Below are 17,493 nucleotides of genomic sequence, written 5' to 3' on the forward strand. Positions count from 1 at the left end.
TTCTTTATTGAATTAATGCGTTGCAATCTACGATTAACGCGACCTGACCGTCACCAAGAATAGTAGCTCCGGAGATAGCAAATATATCACCAAGATAGTCACCCAGGGTTTTCAGCACGACTTCCTGCTGCCCAATAAATGAATCAACAACGAGTCCCGCAAGCTTTTCTCCCTTTCGGACGATAATAACCGAATGAATGTCTTCTTCCGCTTCCTTATTAACGTCAAACACTTCATTCAGGAAAACAAGCGGAACGACTTTCCCGCGGAAATCAATCACACGCTGATTATGGGCATGAAGGATTTCTTCATTTTTAACGATTGCTGTCTCAATAATAGAGGACAACGGGATCGCAAACTTCTCATTTTCAATCTCTGTCAGCATGACTGAGATAATCGAAAGCGTCAACGGAAGCTGAACGGAGAAAATAGACCCTTCTCCCGGTGTGGAATGAATCGTAATGGTCCCGCCAAGAGATTCAATTGTTGTCTTCACAACATCCAGCCCGACGCCTCTTCCGGAAATATCAGAAATTGTCTCAGCTGTTGAGAATCCTGATGCCATAATGAGCTCGTAAATCTGGCTGTCTGTCATGGTTTGAACCTGTTCTTCAGTTACAATTCCTTTTGACAGCGCTTTATCAAGAACTTTTTCCTTGCTGATTCCTGCACCATCATCCTGAATTTCAATAAAGACATGGTTCCCACTGTGATAAGCCCTAAGATCAATCGTACCTGTTTCCGGTTTACCTTTTGCTGCACGTTCTGCCGGGCTTTCAATGCCGTGATCGATTGCATTTCTGAGCAGATGGACGAGAGGATCGCCGATTTCATCAATAACAGTCCGGTCAAGCTCTGTATCCTGACCACTAATCTCAAGATTAATCTGTTTATTCAAATCCCGTGCAAGCTGACGAATCATTCTCGGGAAGCGGTTAAATACTGTTTCAACCGGTACCATTCTCATCGTCAGAATAATAGATTGAAGGTCACCGGAGATTCGGGACATTCTTTCTACCGTTTCATTCAGCTCACCATGATTCAACTCTTTAGAAATCTGTTCCAGTCTCCCTCTGTCAATCACAAGCTCCTCAAACAGATTCATCAGAACGGCAAGTCTGTCGATATTTACACGAATTGTTTTGTTTGCTACCTGATTTTTCGGAATATCCTTTTCGACCGCTGGCTGATTCGACAGCTTAATTTCAGCATCAGCTGACGGCACATCCACTTCCAAAATCGTTACAGCAGCTTCGGCCTCTGCCTGGAACCCTGCAAGATCAAGCTTTGTAGCAACAGCCTGTTCAACTTCTGACACTTTCAATACGCTTTTCTCCACGAAAGCAGCATCTTCTTTTGTTACGATCGTAACGGTAAAATGCTGATCAAAATTTTCCTCTTCAAGCTGGTCAACAGTTGGAGAGGATTTTACGACCTCAGCAACTTTTTCAAGCACTTCAAATACCATATATACACGTGCGGCTTTCAGCAGACAGTCATCCCGAAGTGCCACTGTCAGTTCATAAGCCTGATAGCCCTGCTCAAGAGACTGATGAAGAACAGTCTGCTCAAATTGGTCATATGAAACCTCCGACTTTACCGCTACAGCATTTGCCGTGTTATCTTCGGTTAATACTTCTCCTTTTTCAATGGCTGCGAGTCTGCTGATCGTCGATTCTACGTTCTTTTTGCCATCTCCGCCACCAGCGATGGATGTAATCATTTCTTCAAGATCATCAACCGCTGCAAAAAGAACATCCATCATGTTTGTACTAACAGTCAATTTCTCATTGCGGATCCCGTCCAGCACATTTTCAAGGTTATGTGTCAGGTTGGCGAGATCTTCATACCCCATTGTTGCAGACATTCCCTTTAGAGTATGGGCTGACCGGAAAATCTCATTAACGATACCAAGGTCCTCCGGATTTTTTTCAAGCTCAAGTAATTGTGTATTACAGTTCTGCAAATGATCTTTGCTTTCTTCAATGAATACTTCCAGATACTGACTCATTTCCATAAGAACTCACCCTTCCGCAAGTTTTGCGATTCTTCCTGCAATTTGTGGCAATGGATCAACATAGCTGATGAAGCCGGTTGCTGCAGCTGCCTTTGGCATTCCATAAACAACACATGTTTCTTTTGACTCTGCTATAGAGGTCACATCATGATGATGATGTAAGTGTACCAGACCTTTAGACCCATCTGCACCCATCCCAGTCATAATCACGGCAATTTTTTTTATGTTTAACTGCGCAGCAGATTCAAACAATACATCAACGGATGGACGGTGTCCGTTTCTTGGGGGACTCTGATCCAGCCTAATGGTAATTTCCGTTGAAGACTGACTCAGTGTCATATGATAATCGCCTGGCGCAATATACACATGACCGTTTTTTAATACGTCTCCCTGCTCAGCTTCCTTGATGGTCAGTTCAGATAACTGATTAAGCCTTGCGGCCAGAGATTTTGTAAATCCCGGCGGCATGTGCTGTACAACGACAACTGGTGCCTTTAACTGTTTAGGAAGAGCTGATAAGACTTCCTGAAGCGCTCTTGGTCCTCCAGTGGATGTCCCGATTAGAACAAGGGAGTTTTTAGGAGCGCGCGCACCTACATATTTACTATCGGCATCAACCGTGACTTTTTCAGTGTATATTTTATTTTCAGGCTTTTTCTTTTTAACATGTTTCATCATAGAAATTTTCGCACTCGAAGCATGTATCACTTTTTCCACGAGTTCTTTTTTCACCTTATGTAAATCTAGTGATATAGTACCAGAAGGTTTTGCAATAAAATCCACTGCCCCGTAGTCCATGGCTAAAAATGCGTTCTCAGCACCTTGAACCGTCGTGCTTGAAAGCATTATCACCGGCAGTGGATGATCTTTCATTATGATTTTTAATGCTTCAAGTCCGCTCATAACCGGCATTTCAACATCCATCGTGACGACATGCGGTTTTAGAAGGCGGATTTTTGCGATGGCATCCTGACCATTTCTAGCTGTCCCGACAACCGCAATTGAAGGGTCCTCTGACAGAAACTCCTGAATCAGTTTGCGCATAAAAGCTGAATCGTCTACAACGAGTACTTTTATTATTTCTTCCCTTACCATCTCAGCACCTCACTTTATTCTGAAAAATGCGCTAAGCCTCTCTGTAAATCGCGGCTTCACAGAATGAATATCAGATTGTTGATTTTCAATATAAGCTGTGGTAAGTCTCTTTAGCGTTTTTGCAGCTGGTGATGCCGGATACATTTTAGTAAAAGGCACCTGACTGTTAACAGCTTTTCTCACAGAAGGATCTTCTGGAAGACTGCCAAGCAGCCGGACTTTTTTACCCAGAAATCTTTCGGCAGCGGTTTCCAGTCTTTCAAGTGCCAATTTACCTTCCGCACGATCCATCACCCGATTGCATAAGAGTGAGAAATCCTTTGATGCATCTTTCATATGTATAAATTTCATCATAGAGTAAGCGTCCATGATGGAGGTTGGTTCTCCCGTTGTAATAACGAATACTTCATCAGCCGCCATGATTAATTCAAGCCCGTTGGCAGATGCTCCGGCACCCATATCAAAAATCAGATAATCGTATTGACGAATCAGCTCATTAAATCCATCAAGCAATCTGGTTATTTCAATGTCTTTCCACTCCACCATCTTGTTCAAACCTGAACCGCCTGCAATATAGGAAAAATTTTGATCAACCTGATGTGTGACCTCTTCAATCGATCCATCCCCTTCAAGAAAATGAAGAATCGTTTTTCCGGACTGCTGCCCTAACAGGATATGGACGTTCCCCATTCCTATATCCATATCCATCAGCAGCACTTTATGCCCAAGATTCGCCAGCTCTGAAGAAAAGTTAATGGAGAAATTGGATTTTCCAACCCCTCCTTTTCCACTTACAACAGCAATTGCTTTTCCCGTCTTCTCACTCATCTTCATCATCTGTCTTCTCAGCGTTTCAGCTTGATCCATACGGGTTCACACCTTTTTTCAAAAATTCTCTAATCGTGGAAGGGGTTGCTTCTTTAATATCTTCAGGAACTGCCTGACCGGTCGTTAGATAGGCAGCGCCAAGTCCACTGTTTGTCATCAGGTGATAGGCAGGTCCGACACTTGCACTCTCATCCCATTTTGTAAAGATGAGCCCATCAAGCTCGACATCCCCAAACTGACTGTATACAGCCTGCATATCCTGCAGTTTAGACGTCATCGAAAGAACGAGAAATGTCTGCATGTCTTCGTTAAAATTGATTGTATTCATCAGATCTTCAACGTACTGAATTTCTTTATAATTTCTGCCCGCAGTATCAATAAAAATATGATCGTAATCGCTGAACTTCGCTGCTGCTTCATCAAAATCCTGGCGCTTATAAACGACTTCAATCGGTACATTTAAAAGCTGGGCATACGTCTTCAGCTGTTCAATTGCCCCAATGCGGTAAGTATCCGTTGTAATAAAAGCAATTTTTTTCTTTGATTCAACTACAAGCTTTGCTGCCATTTTTGCGATGGTCGTCGTTTTCCCTACACCTGTCGGACCGATCAGACTGATGTATTTCTTTTCAGCCAAAACACCGCCATGCGCGAGCTGATCAACAGGCTGCAGAAAATAAGAAAGAGCCCAGTCAGCAAGTTTTTCGTTATCAGATTCCTGTTTCCATTTTTCATGAAGGTATGCACCGAGCTCAAGCAGCCACTCATCTTGCAGATCCTGATTTTGGTAATCATTTAACACGTGCACTACAGGTGATGGTAAATGCTGAAACCGATTGTTCTGGCTTGCGGACATATTCACCATTAATTTTTTCAGTTCCCTGATTTCTTCTTCCAGCTTTTCATGACCCGGACTTTGAACCAAAGCTGGGCTTTCCTTGGCAGCAGCGGGTTCTGTTTGATCGATACCTGCCACTACCTCAATCTGTTTCGTTTTAAATAAACCGAGAAATCCACCGGTATAAATGACTTTTGAATTTAAAATAACAGCGTCACTGCCTAATTCTGCACGCACTTTTTTCATCGCCTCAGGCATTGATGGCGCCGTAACTTTTTTCATCTTCAATCGACCGTCACCACCCCTACACTCTGTACTTCAACATTCGCTTCGAGTTCATTATAGGACAGAATCGGAATTTGCGGGAAATACCTCTCTGTCAGCTGACGAATATACATCCGCACTGCAGGTGAACACAAAATGATCGGTGTCTGTTCTGTCAGTGAGAGCTGTTCAATCTGTTGAGCCATTGCCTCAAGAATTCTTTGTGAATCATTCGGGTCCAGGGAAAGGTAATTCCCATGCTCCGTCTGCTGAACGTTATCTGCTGTCATCTTTTCAACTTTGCCTGATAATGTGATCACTTTTAACGTGTCACCCGGCTGGGCAAATTGACTAGTGATTTGTTTTGCTAAAGATTGTCTTACGTATTCAGCCAGCACATCAGTATCTGACGTCATTTTCGCATAATCAGCAAGCGTTTCGAAAATCACCGGCAGATTCCGTATAGAAACATTTTCTTTAAGCAGCTTTGATAAAACCTTCTGTACATCTCCGATCGATAAAGGCGATGGCGTTACCTCCTCGACTAAGATCGGATAGGACTGCTGCAGATGATCGATCAGCTGCTTTGTTTCCTGACGTCCGAGCAGGTCATCAGCATGACCTTTGATCATTTCAGTAATATGAGTTGACACAACAGACGGCGGATCAACAACTGTATATCCAAGCATCTCAGCCTGATCCTTCACAGATTCATCAATCCATTTAGCAGGCAGTCCAAATGAAGGTTCAATCGTATCAATACCATCAATTGAATCATCATCCCCGGGGCTCATCGCCAGATAGTGATCAAGGAGAAGTTCTCCTTTTGCGACTTCATTTCCTTTAATTTTCAACCTGTATTCGTTAGGCTGAAGCTGTATGTTATCCCGAATCCTGACAACAGGTATAACAAGACCGAGGTCGAGCGCCAGCTGACGTCGGATCATCACAATTCTATCCAGCAGATCCCCTCCCTGATTCGCATCAGCAAGCGGTATCAAACCGTAACCAAATTCAAATTCAATTTGATCCACATTTAACAGGCTGACGACACTTTCAGGACTCTTCATTTCATCTGTTGCGGTTTCCTCTTCCATTTCAAGCGGATCTTCCATCTCATTCTTCTTAGACTGAGACAGCATGTATCCACCTACTGCTAAAATCATCGCGATAGGAAGCGTCAGCAGGTTGCTGATCGGTGTAAAAATACCGAGCAGGGCAATCGTTGCGGCTGCAACATACATAATCGGCGCAAAAGAAAACAGCTGAGACGTAATGTCCTGTCCGAGGTTTCCATCTGAAGCAGCACGGGTGACAACGATACCAGTAGCCGTTGAAATGAGCAGTGCTGGGATCTGCGAGACAATGCCATCTCCGACAGTCAGTAAAGAAAACTGGTTTGCAGCGTCTGCAAGCGGCATGCCCATTTGAACAATCCCGATCACCATACCAAAGATCAGGTTGATCATGACGATAATAATACCGGCAATTGCATCCCCTTTTACGAATTTCGTTGCACCATCCATCGCTCCGTAAAAGTCAGCTTCCCTGCCGACTTTTTCACGGCGTTCACGCGCTTCTGTTTCATTGATCATGCCCGCATTTAAGTCAGCATCAATACTCATCTGCTTACCAGGCATCGCATCAAGTGTGAAACGGGCAGCGACTTCTGATACACGTTCCGCCCCCTTAGTAATAACGATAAACTGGATTATAATCAGGATGATAAAGACAACGATCCCGACTAAAATATTTCCCCCGGTAACAAACGTACCGAAAGTTTCAACAACACCTCCGGCTTCCCCCCGACTTAAAATAGCTCGTGTTGTCGATACGTTCAGACCCAGTCTGAACAGAGTGAGCAAAAGGATCAGTGCCGGGAAAATCGCAAATTCAAGCGGCTCTCTCATATTCATCGAGACAAGAAGTACAATGAGCCCCAATGTTATATTAATTATTATAAATACGCTGAGCATCCAGGAAGGCAGCGGAATGACCAACATCGCGATGATCAGGATGACGCTTCCGAGTATGGCTAAATCTTTTCCTTTCATGCTGGTCCCCTTTCAAAGCATTACACTTTGTTTTTTATCCGGTATACGTAAGCGAGAATTTCAGCCACTGCCTTAAAGAATTCTTCAGGAATCGGGTCACCGATTTCAGCCTGATCATAAAGCGCTCTTGCCAGCGGCCTGTTCTCAACAGCAATGACATCATTTTCTTTGGCAATCAATTTTATTTTCTGTGCAATAAAATCGACTCCTTTTGCAACGACTACGGGGGCTTCAAATTCCCCATCTTTATATTTCAAAACAATGGCATAGTGGGTCGGGTTGGTAATGACAACGTCTGCGTCCGGAATCTCAGACATCATCCGTTTCATCGCCATTTCCCTCTGCCGCTGCTTAATCTTTGATTTAATCAGCGGGTCCCCTTCCGTGTTTTTATATTCATCTTTAATATCCTGTTTTGACATCCGGATATTTTTTTCAAAATCATATTTCTGGTAAAGATAGTCAAGAACAGACAAAAGGACCAGCAATGCTGATGCAAATAATCCCATCTGAACCGTTAGTGAACCTGTTGTAATGAGTGTTTGAGCAACAGGCATTAACGACAGCTGGAGTACTTCTTCAATACTGAACCAGATAACCAGAAAAGTCGTTAAACCTACAAGTGATATTTTAAGCACTGATTTTAAAAGTTCCACAAGTGCCCTTGCTGAAAAAATTCTTTTGAAACCTTTAATCGGATCAAGCTTCGAGAGCTGCGGCTTCAGTGGATCAGTCGCAACGAGGAAACCTACCTGAACATAATTTCCAACAATCCCACCAATAGCCGCGACGCCCATGATTGGGAGTACAAGCCAGGCAACCTGCGTGAGCATTTCACCATAAACGATCATCGTTGAATCAAGCGTAACAGGACGTTTAATATAATCCATAAGCGGCACCGCCACCATGTTCAGCATCCGCTCTCTAAACCAGCCGCCAGCAAAAAACAAAAACAGAAATACTGTAAATAAAATAATCGCTGTAGTAACATCCTGACTCTTCGCAACCTGGCCTTTTTTACGCGAGTCCAGACGTTTTTTAGGAGTGGCTTTTTCCGTTTTCTCACCTGCAAAAAACTGAAGATTCAACTGTAACTTCATGACCCACCATCCCCTAAAACACTCATCAGATCCCTCATTACAACAAACATGAGGTCAAACAGAGACTGAATCACCTGAAATGTTACCCCCATTAATATAATCAGGACAACAAAGGCAACGGTAATTTTAATCGGAAATCCAATAACAAAAATATTAAACTGAGGTGACGTTCTGGCCACGATTCCAAGCGCCACATCAACAAGAAACAGGGTGGCAATAACAGGGGCAGCCATTTGAAAAGCAATCATAAAGGTTGCAGCAAATGCTTTAATGACCAGTTCCGCTGTCATCGGATTCCCAAAATTAAGTGTGGCCTGATCCAGCGGGATAAACTGATAGCTGAAAAAGATCCCATCCATAATTAAATGATGGCCGTTTAAAGCAAGCAGTAATAAAAGAGACAGTGTATATAAGTACTGACCTGTCAGCGGACTTTGCGCACCCGTCTGGGGGTCAATAACATTTGCAATGGCGAAGCCCATCTGAAAATCAATAAAATTTCCGGCAATTTGGATAGCAGACAAAACAATGTAGGCAATTAAGCCGATAAATAAACCGATGGCTGCTTCTTTAATGATCAGAAGAATATATTCCCCGTTAATCTCAAATGGTTCAGCATCAATGGTGTAATACATCATCCACGAAAGCAAAAGCGCCATTCCTATACGGTGTGTAGCAGGAATTGTCCTGTGTGAAAACAGCGGAATCGTCACAAAAAACGCTGAAACCCTTGCTACGATAAGCAACAAAATTGTAAGTCTTGGATACAATTCTTCCATCTGTTTAACCTATGTACCGTGTTAAATTTGTAAAAATATCTTCAGCATAGGCGACAAGCTGCGTCAACATCCAAGGTCCAAAGAAAATGAGTGCCACCATAACGGCAATAATCTTCGGAATAAAGGCCAGCGTCTGCTCCTGAATCTGAGTTGTTGCCTGAAAAATACTGACCAGCAGACCTACTATCAGCGCAACCAGCATCAGCGGAAGACTGATCGCCAGTGTAATATAAACACCGCGTTCTGCGATGGAAATAACCATTTCTCCATTCAATCTGATTCACCTGCCCTAAAAGCTCTGAAGTAACGACTGCATTACGAGATACCAGCCATCTACTAAAATAAACAATAATATTTTAAATGGCAGCGAAATCATCACTGGTGGAAGCATCATCATCCCCATGGACATGAGAATCGAAGCAACAACCATATCAATGACGAGAAACGGAATAAAGATCATGAATCCCATTTGAAACGCTGTTTTAATTTCACTGAGTGCAAATGCCGGTACCATAACCGTCAGCGGAATGTCCTGAATCGTTTCAGGCCTTTCTGCTTCTGTATAGCTTAAAAACAGCTCAAGGTCCTTTTGGCGTGTATGCTCACTCATAAATTCCTTAAAAGGAATAGAAGCTTCTGCATAGGCTGTTTCAAGATCAATTTCTTCATTAAATAAAGGGGTCAACGCACGTTCATTCACCTCGCTGAGTACAGGCGCCATGACAAAAAAAGTAAGAAACAGCGCAAGTCCAACAATTACCTGGTTTGGCGGCATCTGCTGTGTGGCGAGTGATGTCCGAACAAACGACAAAACGATCACAATCCGTGTAAATGATGTCATCAAAATGAGTATGCCAGGTGCCAGTGAAAGGACCGTTAATAGCAGTAAAAGCCGCACGGAGGTTGCGACGTCATCCGGAGGACTGTCATTAAAAAACTGTATAAACTCATCCATCTTCGTTACGCTCCTTGCTCTTGGCTTTTTCAAAAATCCGCTTTCGATCTTCCTTTTGCTGTTTAAGCTGGCTCTCGAACAGCTTTGTAAACGATGATTCGTTAGATGCTTTTGCCGACTGGCTGCCTGCTATCTTTTTCTTAACTGATAACAGATTAGACAGCGGGCTTGTTTGAACGGCCTGATGATTTTTTTCGTCATAAAATGCTTCCAGTTCTTCAATTTCTTCTTCACTGGTGACTTCCTTAATGAGCTGAACGTCTTCACCTACCCCGAGAATATAGTAGCTTCCTGCCACTTTAACGATCTGTATGGAACGATTTCCTCCGAGTGTTGTACCGCCAAGATTCCGGATCATTTTAGACTGTTGAAAATTTCTCGTTTTACTGTTAACAAACTTCAACAATCCATATAAAAGCACAATGACAAGCGCAAGCGCTCCAATCAGTCTGACAAATGTCATAAAATTAATCTCTGTTCCGGAGTTCTCAGACGAACCAACTGAAGGAATTTCCTGTTCAGCACATTCCGCTGAAGGGTTTTCACCCATACAATCAGAAACATTTCCCGGTGAGGCATAACTAAATTTTTCTCCTCCCAGCATCACGATGCCAAGGAGGAGAAAAATGCAAAACCATTTTTTCATATTGATCAACCTATCGCTTTACTAATCGCCTCAACAACCCGGTCAGCCTGAAAAGGTTTAACGATAAAGTCTTTTGCTCCAGCCTGAATAGCATCAATAACCATTGATTGCTGACCCATTGCTGAACACATAATAATTTTTGCTGAACTGTCCATCTTTTTGATTTCCTTCAGCGCAGTAATACCGTCCATTTCAGGCATCGTGATGTCCATCGTAACAAGGTCAGGTGATGTTTCTTTATATTTTTCAACAGCCTGCTGACCGTCAGCAGCCTCTCCGACTACTTCAAATCCGTTTTTCGTCAGAATATCCTTGATCATCATTCTCATAAACGCTGCATCATCAACGATTAATATCTTCTTTGCCATTTCAATATACCCCCAAGCTATAATTAGCGTAATTTATTTAAGCGATCTGATTTACTTACAATATCAGTCAGGCGAACACCGAAGTTTTCTTCAATAACGACTACCTCACCTTTAGCAATTAACCGGTTATTAACGAGAATGTCTACCGGTTCACCAGCCAATTTATCAAGTTCAATAATGGAACCTGATGTCAATTCAAGAATTTCCTGAACCGATCTCTTCGTTCTTCCTAACTCAACCGTGACTGAAAGAGGGATATCAAGAAGAAGATTAAGGTTTCTGGACTCTCCAGCACTTAACCCCGGTGAGTCAAACTGTGAAAACTGTGCCGGCTGGACATCAACCGTTTTAGCAGGCCGCTCACGATTAAGCTGAATTCTATCGTCATCGACAGGTTCTTCAGCAAACCTGGATGGCTCCGGCTGCTGCTTTTGAACCGGCTGCTCTTGCACTGCTGCAGGTGCCGGTCGTTCTGCCACGGCAGATGAGGCGGCAGCTTCATGATCAGGCTGCGATTGATTCGCACCAGTAAGCTGATCAACAATCATCTGACCGAACTCAAGCGGAATCAGCTGCATAATATTTGAGTCAATCAGTGTACCAATCTTCAAATTGAAAGATATTTGAATCACAAACTCTGAATCTGGCAGGTTATGCATCCCTTCAGACTGATCAAGATTTACAAGATCAATGCTCGGCGGCGAAATATCCACCTTTGCTCCAAAAATTGTCGACATAGATGTAGCAGCAGACCCCATCATCTGATTCATGGCTTCCTGGACGGCACTCAGCTGAATTTCCCCGAGATCACCGGATGGATCCGTACCATCTCCTCCAAGCATTAAGTCTGCAATAACGGCTGCGTCCTGCTGTTTAATAACTAGTAAGTTATTTCCTTTCAAACCTTCTGTGTAATGCACATTAATAGCAGCAGAAGGGTGAGGAAATGATTTGGATACTGTTTCTGTTTTTACAACCGTTACTTCGGGTGTAGTAATGTCCACCTTCTGATTTAAAAGTGTGGAAAGAGCGGTAGCTGAGCTTCCAAACGAGATATTACCAATTTCACCTAAAGCATCAATCGCCATATCGTCCAGATAGTCGGACAGATTTGGTTCATTATCTGCAGGTTTTGTTTCTGTGTCATCTTCCTCATCAGCTGTTCCTTTTAACAAAGCATCAATTTCATCCTGGGAGAGCATGTCATCACTCATCATCGTCCTCTCCTCCTTTCAATTCTTCAATAATCTGAACACCAATTTTCTTACCAAGCTGTCCCGGCTGTGCTGTAAACTTTGGCACATCGCCAATTTTCAGCGTAACCGGCTCATCAAATCGGTGATTCAGTTCGAGCACATCCCCAACTTCAAGCATCAGAAAGTCTTCTATTTCCATCACTGATGTACCAAGTTCTGCTGAAATAACAAGATCTGCTTTTTTCACACGGCGCTCAAGCTGAAGCTGTTCTTCCGGTTTGATTGCCTTTTTTTCTGACTGCATCCAGTACTTAATGGACAGGTTTGGCATGATCGGCTCAAGCACCACATGCGGGAGACAAATATTAATCATACCTGTTGATTCACCAACGACTGTGTTGAGTGAAATCACGACAACCGTTTCGTTAGGCGATATGACTTGTAAAAATTGAGGATTTACCTCAAAATCGGTCAGGATCGGATCAATTTCTGCAACCGTTCCCCAAGCTTCTCTCAAATTATCAAAAGCCCGTTCGAACATAGTGGACATGATTTTTGTCTCAATCTCAGTCAGATTATCGACCTTACTTACACTGGATCCATGTCCGCCGAGCACACGGTCCATCATCGCATAAGCGATATTCGGGTTAATTTCCATCAGAATTTTCCCATCAAGCGGCGGAATCTCATAAACATTTAAAATCGTCATTTTTGGCACGGACCTGATAAATTCCTCATAAGGAATCTGGTCCACCGAGGCCACATTTATTTGAACAAATGTCCGGAGCTGCGCAGAGAAATATGTAGTGAGCAGTCGGGCAAAGTTTTCATGGATCCGGGAGATACTCCGGATCTGGTCCTTTGAAAAACGAAGCGCCCTTTTAAAGTCATAGACCTTAACTTTCTTTTCCTGCTCTTCTTTTTTAATTTCTTCTGCAGACATCTCCCCGGTAGAGATAGCTGATAATAATGCATCAATTTCATTTTGAGAGAGTATATCTCCAGCCACTTCCATTCACCTCCGTCCATCTGCTGCATTCATTATTGGACGACAATATCTGTCGTATACACCTGAAGAACTTCGCCTTCATGCATAAATTCATTCACTCTGTTTTTAATAATTTCTTTAAAGGCGTCTTTTCCTGCACTTCCTTCTAGGTCCGCTTTAGACATTTCTGAAAGTTCACCAATCAGGATATCCTTCACCATAAACTCAAGCTGCGTCAGTTCTTCTGCTGCTTCTTTGCTGTCTGTCTGAATTGAAACCGTCACTCTGGCAAAATTATCACCATTAATGTTTGTGGTCACTTCCGGAATACTCACGGTCGCTTCCGCTATTTCTTCAACAGAAAGTTCAACAGCTTCTTCTTCGCCCTCTTCACCGTCAGAAGCCAGCTGATTAAACACAACGACTGCTATAACACCTATGAGTGTGATCGATACAAGAATGATGAGCATAATCATCAGCAACTTATTCTTCATCGTCATCATCTCCTTTCAGCTGACTCAAATTTAGTACATGGATTGACCGGTAAAATGATCGTATCTGCTCCTGTACTTCCTCCATGGAGTTTCTCACTATATATTTTTTCCCATTAGTCAGAGTAATCGTGGTGTCAGGAAAAGCCTCTACTGTTTCAACATAAATGGCGTTTATCATAAACTCTTTTCCATTTAATCTTCTTACTTGAATCATAGCAGCCGGTGCCCTCTGATTAAGAAGGCACCGTCACCCCCTTCACCTGATTATCGCTTCAAGTTCACAAGTTCTTCTAAAATCTGATCAGACGTTGTAATAATACGAGTATTCGCCTGGAATCCACGCTGTGCCGTAATCATTTCTGTGAATTCTTCTGATAGGTCAACGTTTGACATTTCGAGCGTACCGGAAGATATTGTTCCACCTGCATCGTCTGTAGTACCAAGGTTTGCTACACCTGAGTTAACAGACTCCTGAAAGAGATTGTTTCCTACTTTCACTAAACCTGATGGGTTGTTGAAAATAGCCATACTCAATGTTGCAATTTCTTCTACAAGACCGTTAGAATAAACGCCATTGACAACACCTGAAGCACTTACTGAAAAGCTTTCAAGAACGCCTTCCTGATTTCCATTAGCAGATGTTTGGAAAGTCATATCATTTGGATCGTTTGAAACGTTCTCAAAATTGATGGTAGGAACAGCAAAGTTAGTACCATCAGGACGTTCGATTGTTAAATTTGCAGGAGTCATAACTGCAGGATCTGTTGTCATATCTAGTGTCGCTGTGGAAGGAGTTCCATTACCTATTACAAACTCCATGTTCCATTCATCTTGAACAACAACTCCTGCCGCTACTTGAGGCGTAATTGTTGCTCTTACTACGTGCTCGACACCTACGTTATCAGTAATTTTAAACTGAGTATCAAATTCGAAATTCGGATCGGCGAGATTGTTAGGTAAGTTTCCTTGCATAGTTATTGTATCAGTTACCTGAGCGGCCAAAACTGCAGAGCTATTAACGAAAATATCTTCAAGTTCACCTGTTCCGGTAAATTGTTGTACACGATATCCATCACCTGTAACAACCATACCTGTCTGGTCAAGATAAAAGTTACCGCCTCGCGTGTAAAGATTCTGTCCACCAGGACCCTGAACCACAAAAAATCCGTCTCCATTAATTGCTAAATCAAGTGAACGTCCAGTCGTCTGAAGTGAAGCCTGTGTCTGAACACTGTCAATCGTTGCTGTTACAGAACCAAGTCCTACCTGAAGCGGGTTTTTACCTCCACGGCCTTCTACAGCTGCACTGGCACCCTGGATCGTCTGGTTCATCGCTTCCTGGAATGTTACACGGCCTTTTTTGAATCCGAAAGTATTAACGTTTGCAATATTGTTACCAATTACGTCCAGCTTTGTCTGGAAGTTTTTCAGACCTGCGATACCTGAATACATTGAACGAATCATTTAATTGTTCTCCCTTCTTATGGAGGCTGCGTCAATCGGTCGGCAGCCAATAGGTCCCTTTAAAAAGGTCCACCTATTCTAAAATTATTGTTCCATCAATGTCCGTGAATATTTGGTCGTGTATGTCATGCTTTCCCATCGCCGTTATAACGGTGCGGTTCTTAATACTGACAATCAGCGCTGCATCACTCAGCAGAACGAGTGAGTCCTTTATGCCCTTTTCGCCTGCTTCATGCACTTTTTCATTCACTCTGTTCCATTGTTCCTGAGTGAGATTAATTGATCTTGAAGTCATACGTTCAGCAGCATGTTTGCTGATTTTCAATTCATTACGACTGATTTCCTGTTTGAAAGCTTCAGCAAAGCCTCTGCTTTTAACAGGTGGCTGTTTCTTAGCCGGTAAAACGGGCGGTGATGGGAGCGGGTTAAATCGAATATGCTCCATCCTGTTCAATCCTTTACTGGGCTATTTTGATCAGCTCATCTACGGAAACCTTCTGTTCGTCTTCAGTGAGAAGCCAAATTGCACCGTCTTTTTTAGACACAGACACAACTTTGCTCTTCTTCTCTTCATCCTCTTCCATCCAGCTGATCTGCTTTCCAATCAGCATGCTTGCCTGCTGGAGTGAGTCACGGCTACCTGCCTGGATCACTTCAGATACATTCCCAGGGGTGAGCTTTGTTCCATCCTGGAGGGTGAATTCAACAGATCCGCCTGTGAATTTAACAACATCAATCACACCGGTACCATTAGTGGCAACTTCTTCCCCATCTATCTCCTCGAGCTTGTCCCACTTTACTTCTTTGCCAACAAATTCGTTGTACTGAATAAGAGATGTTTGCTCCTGCATGGAAGCGAATTTTTCAAAGGAGCTCGCCATATTTGTCATTTGCTCGAGGCTTGAGAAGTTAGCCATCTGCGAGATAAATTCTTTATCCTCCATTGGCTGTGTTGGGTCCTGATTTTGAAGCTGTGCGATCAGAAGCTTCAAAAATTGATCCTTTCCCATCGCAGATTGATCTTTAGATTCAAGCTTCCGTTTTTCAAGTGAGGAAAGAAATAAACTTTCATTTATACTCGTTGGGTTCACTCATTACACCTCAATATTTAAGAATATGTCATGGAAAGACTGACCATCTTCGTTATCATTGTTATCCTGCTGATTTTGTTCATGCTGTTTGTGAGATTGACCTGACTGATCAGAGGATTGTTTTTCCTGTCTCGTTTCTCCCGTTGGTAAATGCTGAATCTCTATTTTCTCCACCTGAAGATTTTGATTTACAAATGACTGTTTTAGCTGTGTTAGCTGGGAGTCAATCATATCCTTTGCAACGGCCGTTGACGCCACAATTCTTGCAGTCATCATTCCATTTCGTTGAATCAATTCGATTTTTAAAGTACCGAGATGTTCAGGCTGTAACCTGATCATCAGTTTTTCTGTACCGTTTACTTTGCCGAACTGAGACTGTTTCATAATGTTTTGAAATTGCTGCATGAGCTGTTGAGCCTGATCCGGCTGTCTTTGCTGTAACGGCAGGCTCCATTTTACCGGCCCTGACTGAAGTTGCAGTGAATGAAGACTGATCGCTGTAACTTCTGTCTTTACCATTTCAGTTGACCCGTTTTGGAAAGCAGCTCTTTCCATGCTTTCAGAAAAAATCATAGGCTTGAATGCAGATTTTTCTGCAGTTAATGCAGTTTTTAAGATCGTTTGAACCTGTTCGAGTACATTTTCAACATTTTGTACAGACAATGTTTTGTTATCAATTCGCATTGCTTTAGAGTCGCTGAGCAGGAGACCTTTCATCATCAAAACCATTTTCAACAAATCGTTTTGACCCTTCGTTGAGGTTTTGGACAGATCCTGGGCTGGATTTAAGGATGCATTATTCTTTAATTCCAAAAGAGTCATTTCCATCACATTTATTGATGGCTTATCAGAATTGGATTCCTCTTTACCCATTAATACCTGGGACAGGATGACAGCAATGATGTCAGCAGGCTCAAACCCTTCAAGTTCTGACATATTTATGGTTTCAGACAGACTGTCCAGTAATCCGAGATCCACACCTGCTGCCATAAACAATTCTTCAATGCTCATTTCAGCAAGCTCTTCTTTCGAAAATTCGGAAAAAAGCTGCTGTATCATCGGGTCAAGTTCTTCGACACTGTTCATAAAATCCTTCATGTCGTCAGTATCAAGAATCCCAGCAAGCTCCTGTAGCACCTGATTTCCATCATTCCCCTCAACACCTGTTAGGAGATTCCCTGATGGTTCTCCAGCTGATGAAAGGATTGCACCGAAGCTGCTTCCGGACTGCTGTTTATCACTTACAGATCCAAGTCTGTTTACCTGCTGAACAGGTTGTATGGCAATTTGTCCGATCACGTTTGTTTCACCTCCCT

At 42.8% G+C, this 17,493-nt stretch carries 19 protein-coding genes; all 19 read right to left on the reverse strand.

The genetic code is table 11. The annotated features are described in order from the left end of the window. Window positions 1-4: 4 nt before the first annotated feature. Complete coding sequence (locus H7968_RS07250) at window positions 5-2,017, reverse strand: chemotaxis protein CheA (protein WP_227395520.1); 2,013 nt, start codon at window positions 2,015-2,017, stop codon at window positions 5-7. 6 nt (window positions 2,018-2,023) lie between these two features. Then, window positions 2,024-3,112: a protein-glutamate methylesterase/protein-glutamine glutaminase gene (locus tag H7968_RS07255; RefSeq protein ID WP_227395521.1), complete on the reverse strand. Its 1,089-nt coding sequence runs from the start codon at window positions 3,110-3,112 to the stop codon at window positions 2,024-2,026. A 9-nt stretch (window positions 3,113-3,121) separates the two neighbouring features. Next, window positions 3,122-3,979: a MinD/ParA family protein gene (locus H7968_RS07260; protein ID WP_227395522.1), complete on the reverse strand. Its 858-nt coding sequence runs from the start codon at window positions 3,977-3,979 to the stop codon at window positions 3,122-3,124. Beyond that, entirely contained in the window at window positions 3,966-5,060 is a 1,095-nt protein-coding gene (locus tag H7968_RS07265; RefSeq protein ID WP_319799490.1) for a flagellar biosynthesis protein FlhF, read from the reverse strand. The genes H7968_RS07260 and H7968_RS07265 overlap by 14 nt, the downstream gene beginning before the upstream one ends. A 2-nt stretch (window positions 5,061-5,062) precedes the next feature. Continuing rightward, entirely contained in the window at window positions 5,063-7,096 is a 2,034-nt protein-coding gene (flhA, locus tag H7968_RS07270) for a flagellar biosynthesis protein FlhA (RefSeq protein ID WP_227395524.1), read from the reverse strand. Window positions 7,097-7,116: 20 nt separating this feature from the next. Beyond that, the gene (flhB, locus tag H7968_RS07275) at window positions 7,117-8,196 is read right to left on the reverse strand and encodes a flagellar biosynthesis protein FlhB (RefSeq protein ID WP_227395525.1); all 1,080 of its coding nucleotides are present in this window, start codon (window positions 8,194-8,196) and stop codon (window positions 7,117-7,119) included. Next, the gene (fliR, locus tag H7968_RS07280; RefSeq protein ID WP_227395526.1) at window positions 8,193-8,975 is read right to left on the reverse strand and encodes a flagellar biosynthetic protein FliR; all 783 of its coding nucleotides are present in this window, start codon (window positions 8,973-8,975) and stop codon (window positions 8,193-8,195) included. Before fliR ends, flhB begins: the two co-directional genes overlap by 4 nt. A 4-nt stretch (window positions 8,976-8,979) precedes the next feature. After that, window positions 8,980-9,249, reverse strand: a complete 270-nt coding sequence (gene fliQ / locus H7968_RS07285; RefSeq protein WP_134371812.1) for a flagellar biosynthesis protein FliQ — start codon at window positions 9,247-9,249, stop codon at window positions 8,980-8,982. Window positions 9,250-9,264: 15 nt separating this feature from the next. Beyond that, window positions 9,265-9,930, reverse strand: a complete 666-nt coding sequence (gene fliP, locus H7968_RS07290; protein WP_227395527.1) for a flagellar type III secretion system pore protein FliP — start codon at window positions 9,928-9,930, stop codon at window positions 9,265-9,267. Next, window positions 9,923-10,576: a flagellar biosynthetic protein FliO gene (locus H7968_RS07295; RefSeq protein ID WP_227395528.1), complete on the reverse strand. Its 654-nt coding sequence runs from the start codon at window positions 10,574-10,576 to the stop codon at window positions 9,923-9,925. Before H7968_RS07295 ends, fliP begins: the two co-directional genes overlap by 8 nt. A 5-nt stretch (window positions 10,577-10,581) precedes the next feature. Continuing rightward, window positions 10,582-10,944: a response regulator gene (locus tag H7968_RS07300; protein ID WP_134371818.1), complete on the reverse strand. Its 363-nt coding sequence runs from the start codon at window positions 10,942-10,944 to the stop codon at window positions 10,582-10,584. A 23-nt stretch (window positions 10,945-10,967) separates the two neighbouring features. Beyond that, the gene (gene fliY, locus H7968_RS07305; RefSeq protein ID WP_227395529.1) at window positions 10,968-12,161 is read right to left on the reverse strand and encodes a flagellar motor switch phosphatase FliY; all 1,194 of its coding nucleotides are present in this window, start codon (window positions 12,159-12,161) and stop codon (window positions 10,968-10,970) included. Next, a complete protein-coding gene (fliM, locus tag H7968_RS07310) occupies window positions 12,151-13,149 on the reverse strand; it encodes a flagellar motor switch protein FliM (protein WP_227395899.1) in 999 nt (332 codons plus the stop codon). Before fliM ends, fliY begins: the two co-directional genes overlap by 11 nt. Before the next feature lie 32 nt (window positions 13,150-13,181). Next, complete coding sequence (fliL, locus tag H7968_RS07315; RefSeq protein WP_227395530.1) at window positions 13,182-13,622, reverse strand: flagellar basal body-associated protein FliL; 441 nt, start codon at window positions 13,620-13,622, stop codon at window positions 13,182-13,184. Beyond that, complete coding sequence (locus H7968_RS07320; protein WP_134371822.1) at window positions 13,612-13,836, reverse strand: flagellar FlbD family protein; 225 nt, start codon at window positions 13,834-13,836, stop codon at window positions 13,612-13,614. The genes fliL and H7968_RS07320 overlap by 11 nt, the downstream gene beginning before the upstream one ends. A 50-nt stretch (window positions 13,837-13,886) precedes the next feature. Beyond that, window positions 13,887-15,086, reverse strand: a complete 1,200-nt coding sequence (locus tag H7968_RS07325; protein WP_227395531.1) for a flagellar hook protein FlgE — start codon at window positions 15,084-15,086, stop codon at window positions 13,887-13,889. 73 nt (window positions 15,087-15,159) lie between these two features. Then, complete coding sequence (locus H7968_RS07330; RefSeq protein WP_227395532.1) at window positions 15,160-15,531, reverse strand: TIGR02530 family flagellar biosynthesis protein; 372 nt, start codon at window positions 15,529-15,531, stop codon at window positions 15,160-15,162. 13 nt (window positions 15,532-15,544) lie between these two features. Then, window positions 15,545-16,177 (reverse strand): flagellar hook assembly protein FlgD, encoded by a 633-nt coding sequence (gene flgD / locus H7968_RS07335; RefSeq protein ID WP_227395533.1) that lies wholly within the window; start codon window positions 16,175-16,177, stop codon window positions 15,545-15,547. 3 nt (window positions 16,178-16,180) lie between these two features. Beyond that, complete coding sequence (locus tag H7968_RS18100) at window positions 16,181-17,476, reverse strand: flagellar hook-length control protein FliK (RefSeq protein WP_227395534.1); 1,296 nt, start codon at window positions 17,474-17,476, stop codon at window positions 16,181-16,183. Window positions 17,477-17,493: the final 17 nt, after the last annotated feature.

Source organism: Jeotgalibacillus aurantiacus, assembly GCF_020595125.1.
In the GTDB taxonomy this organism is placed as follows: domain Bacteria; phylum Bacillota; class Bacilli; order Bacillales; family Jeotgalibacillaceae; genus Jeotgalibacillus; species Jeotgalibacillus aurantiacus.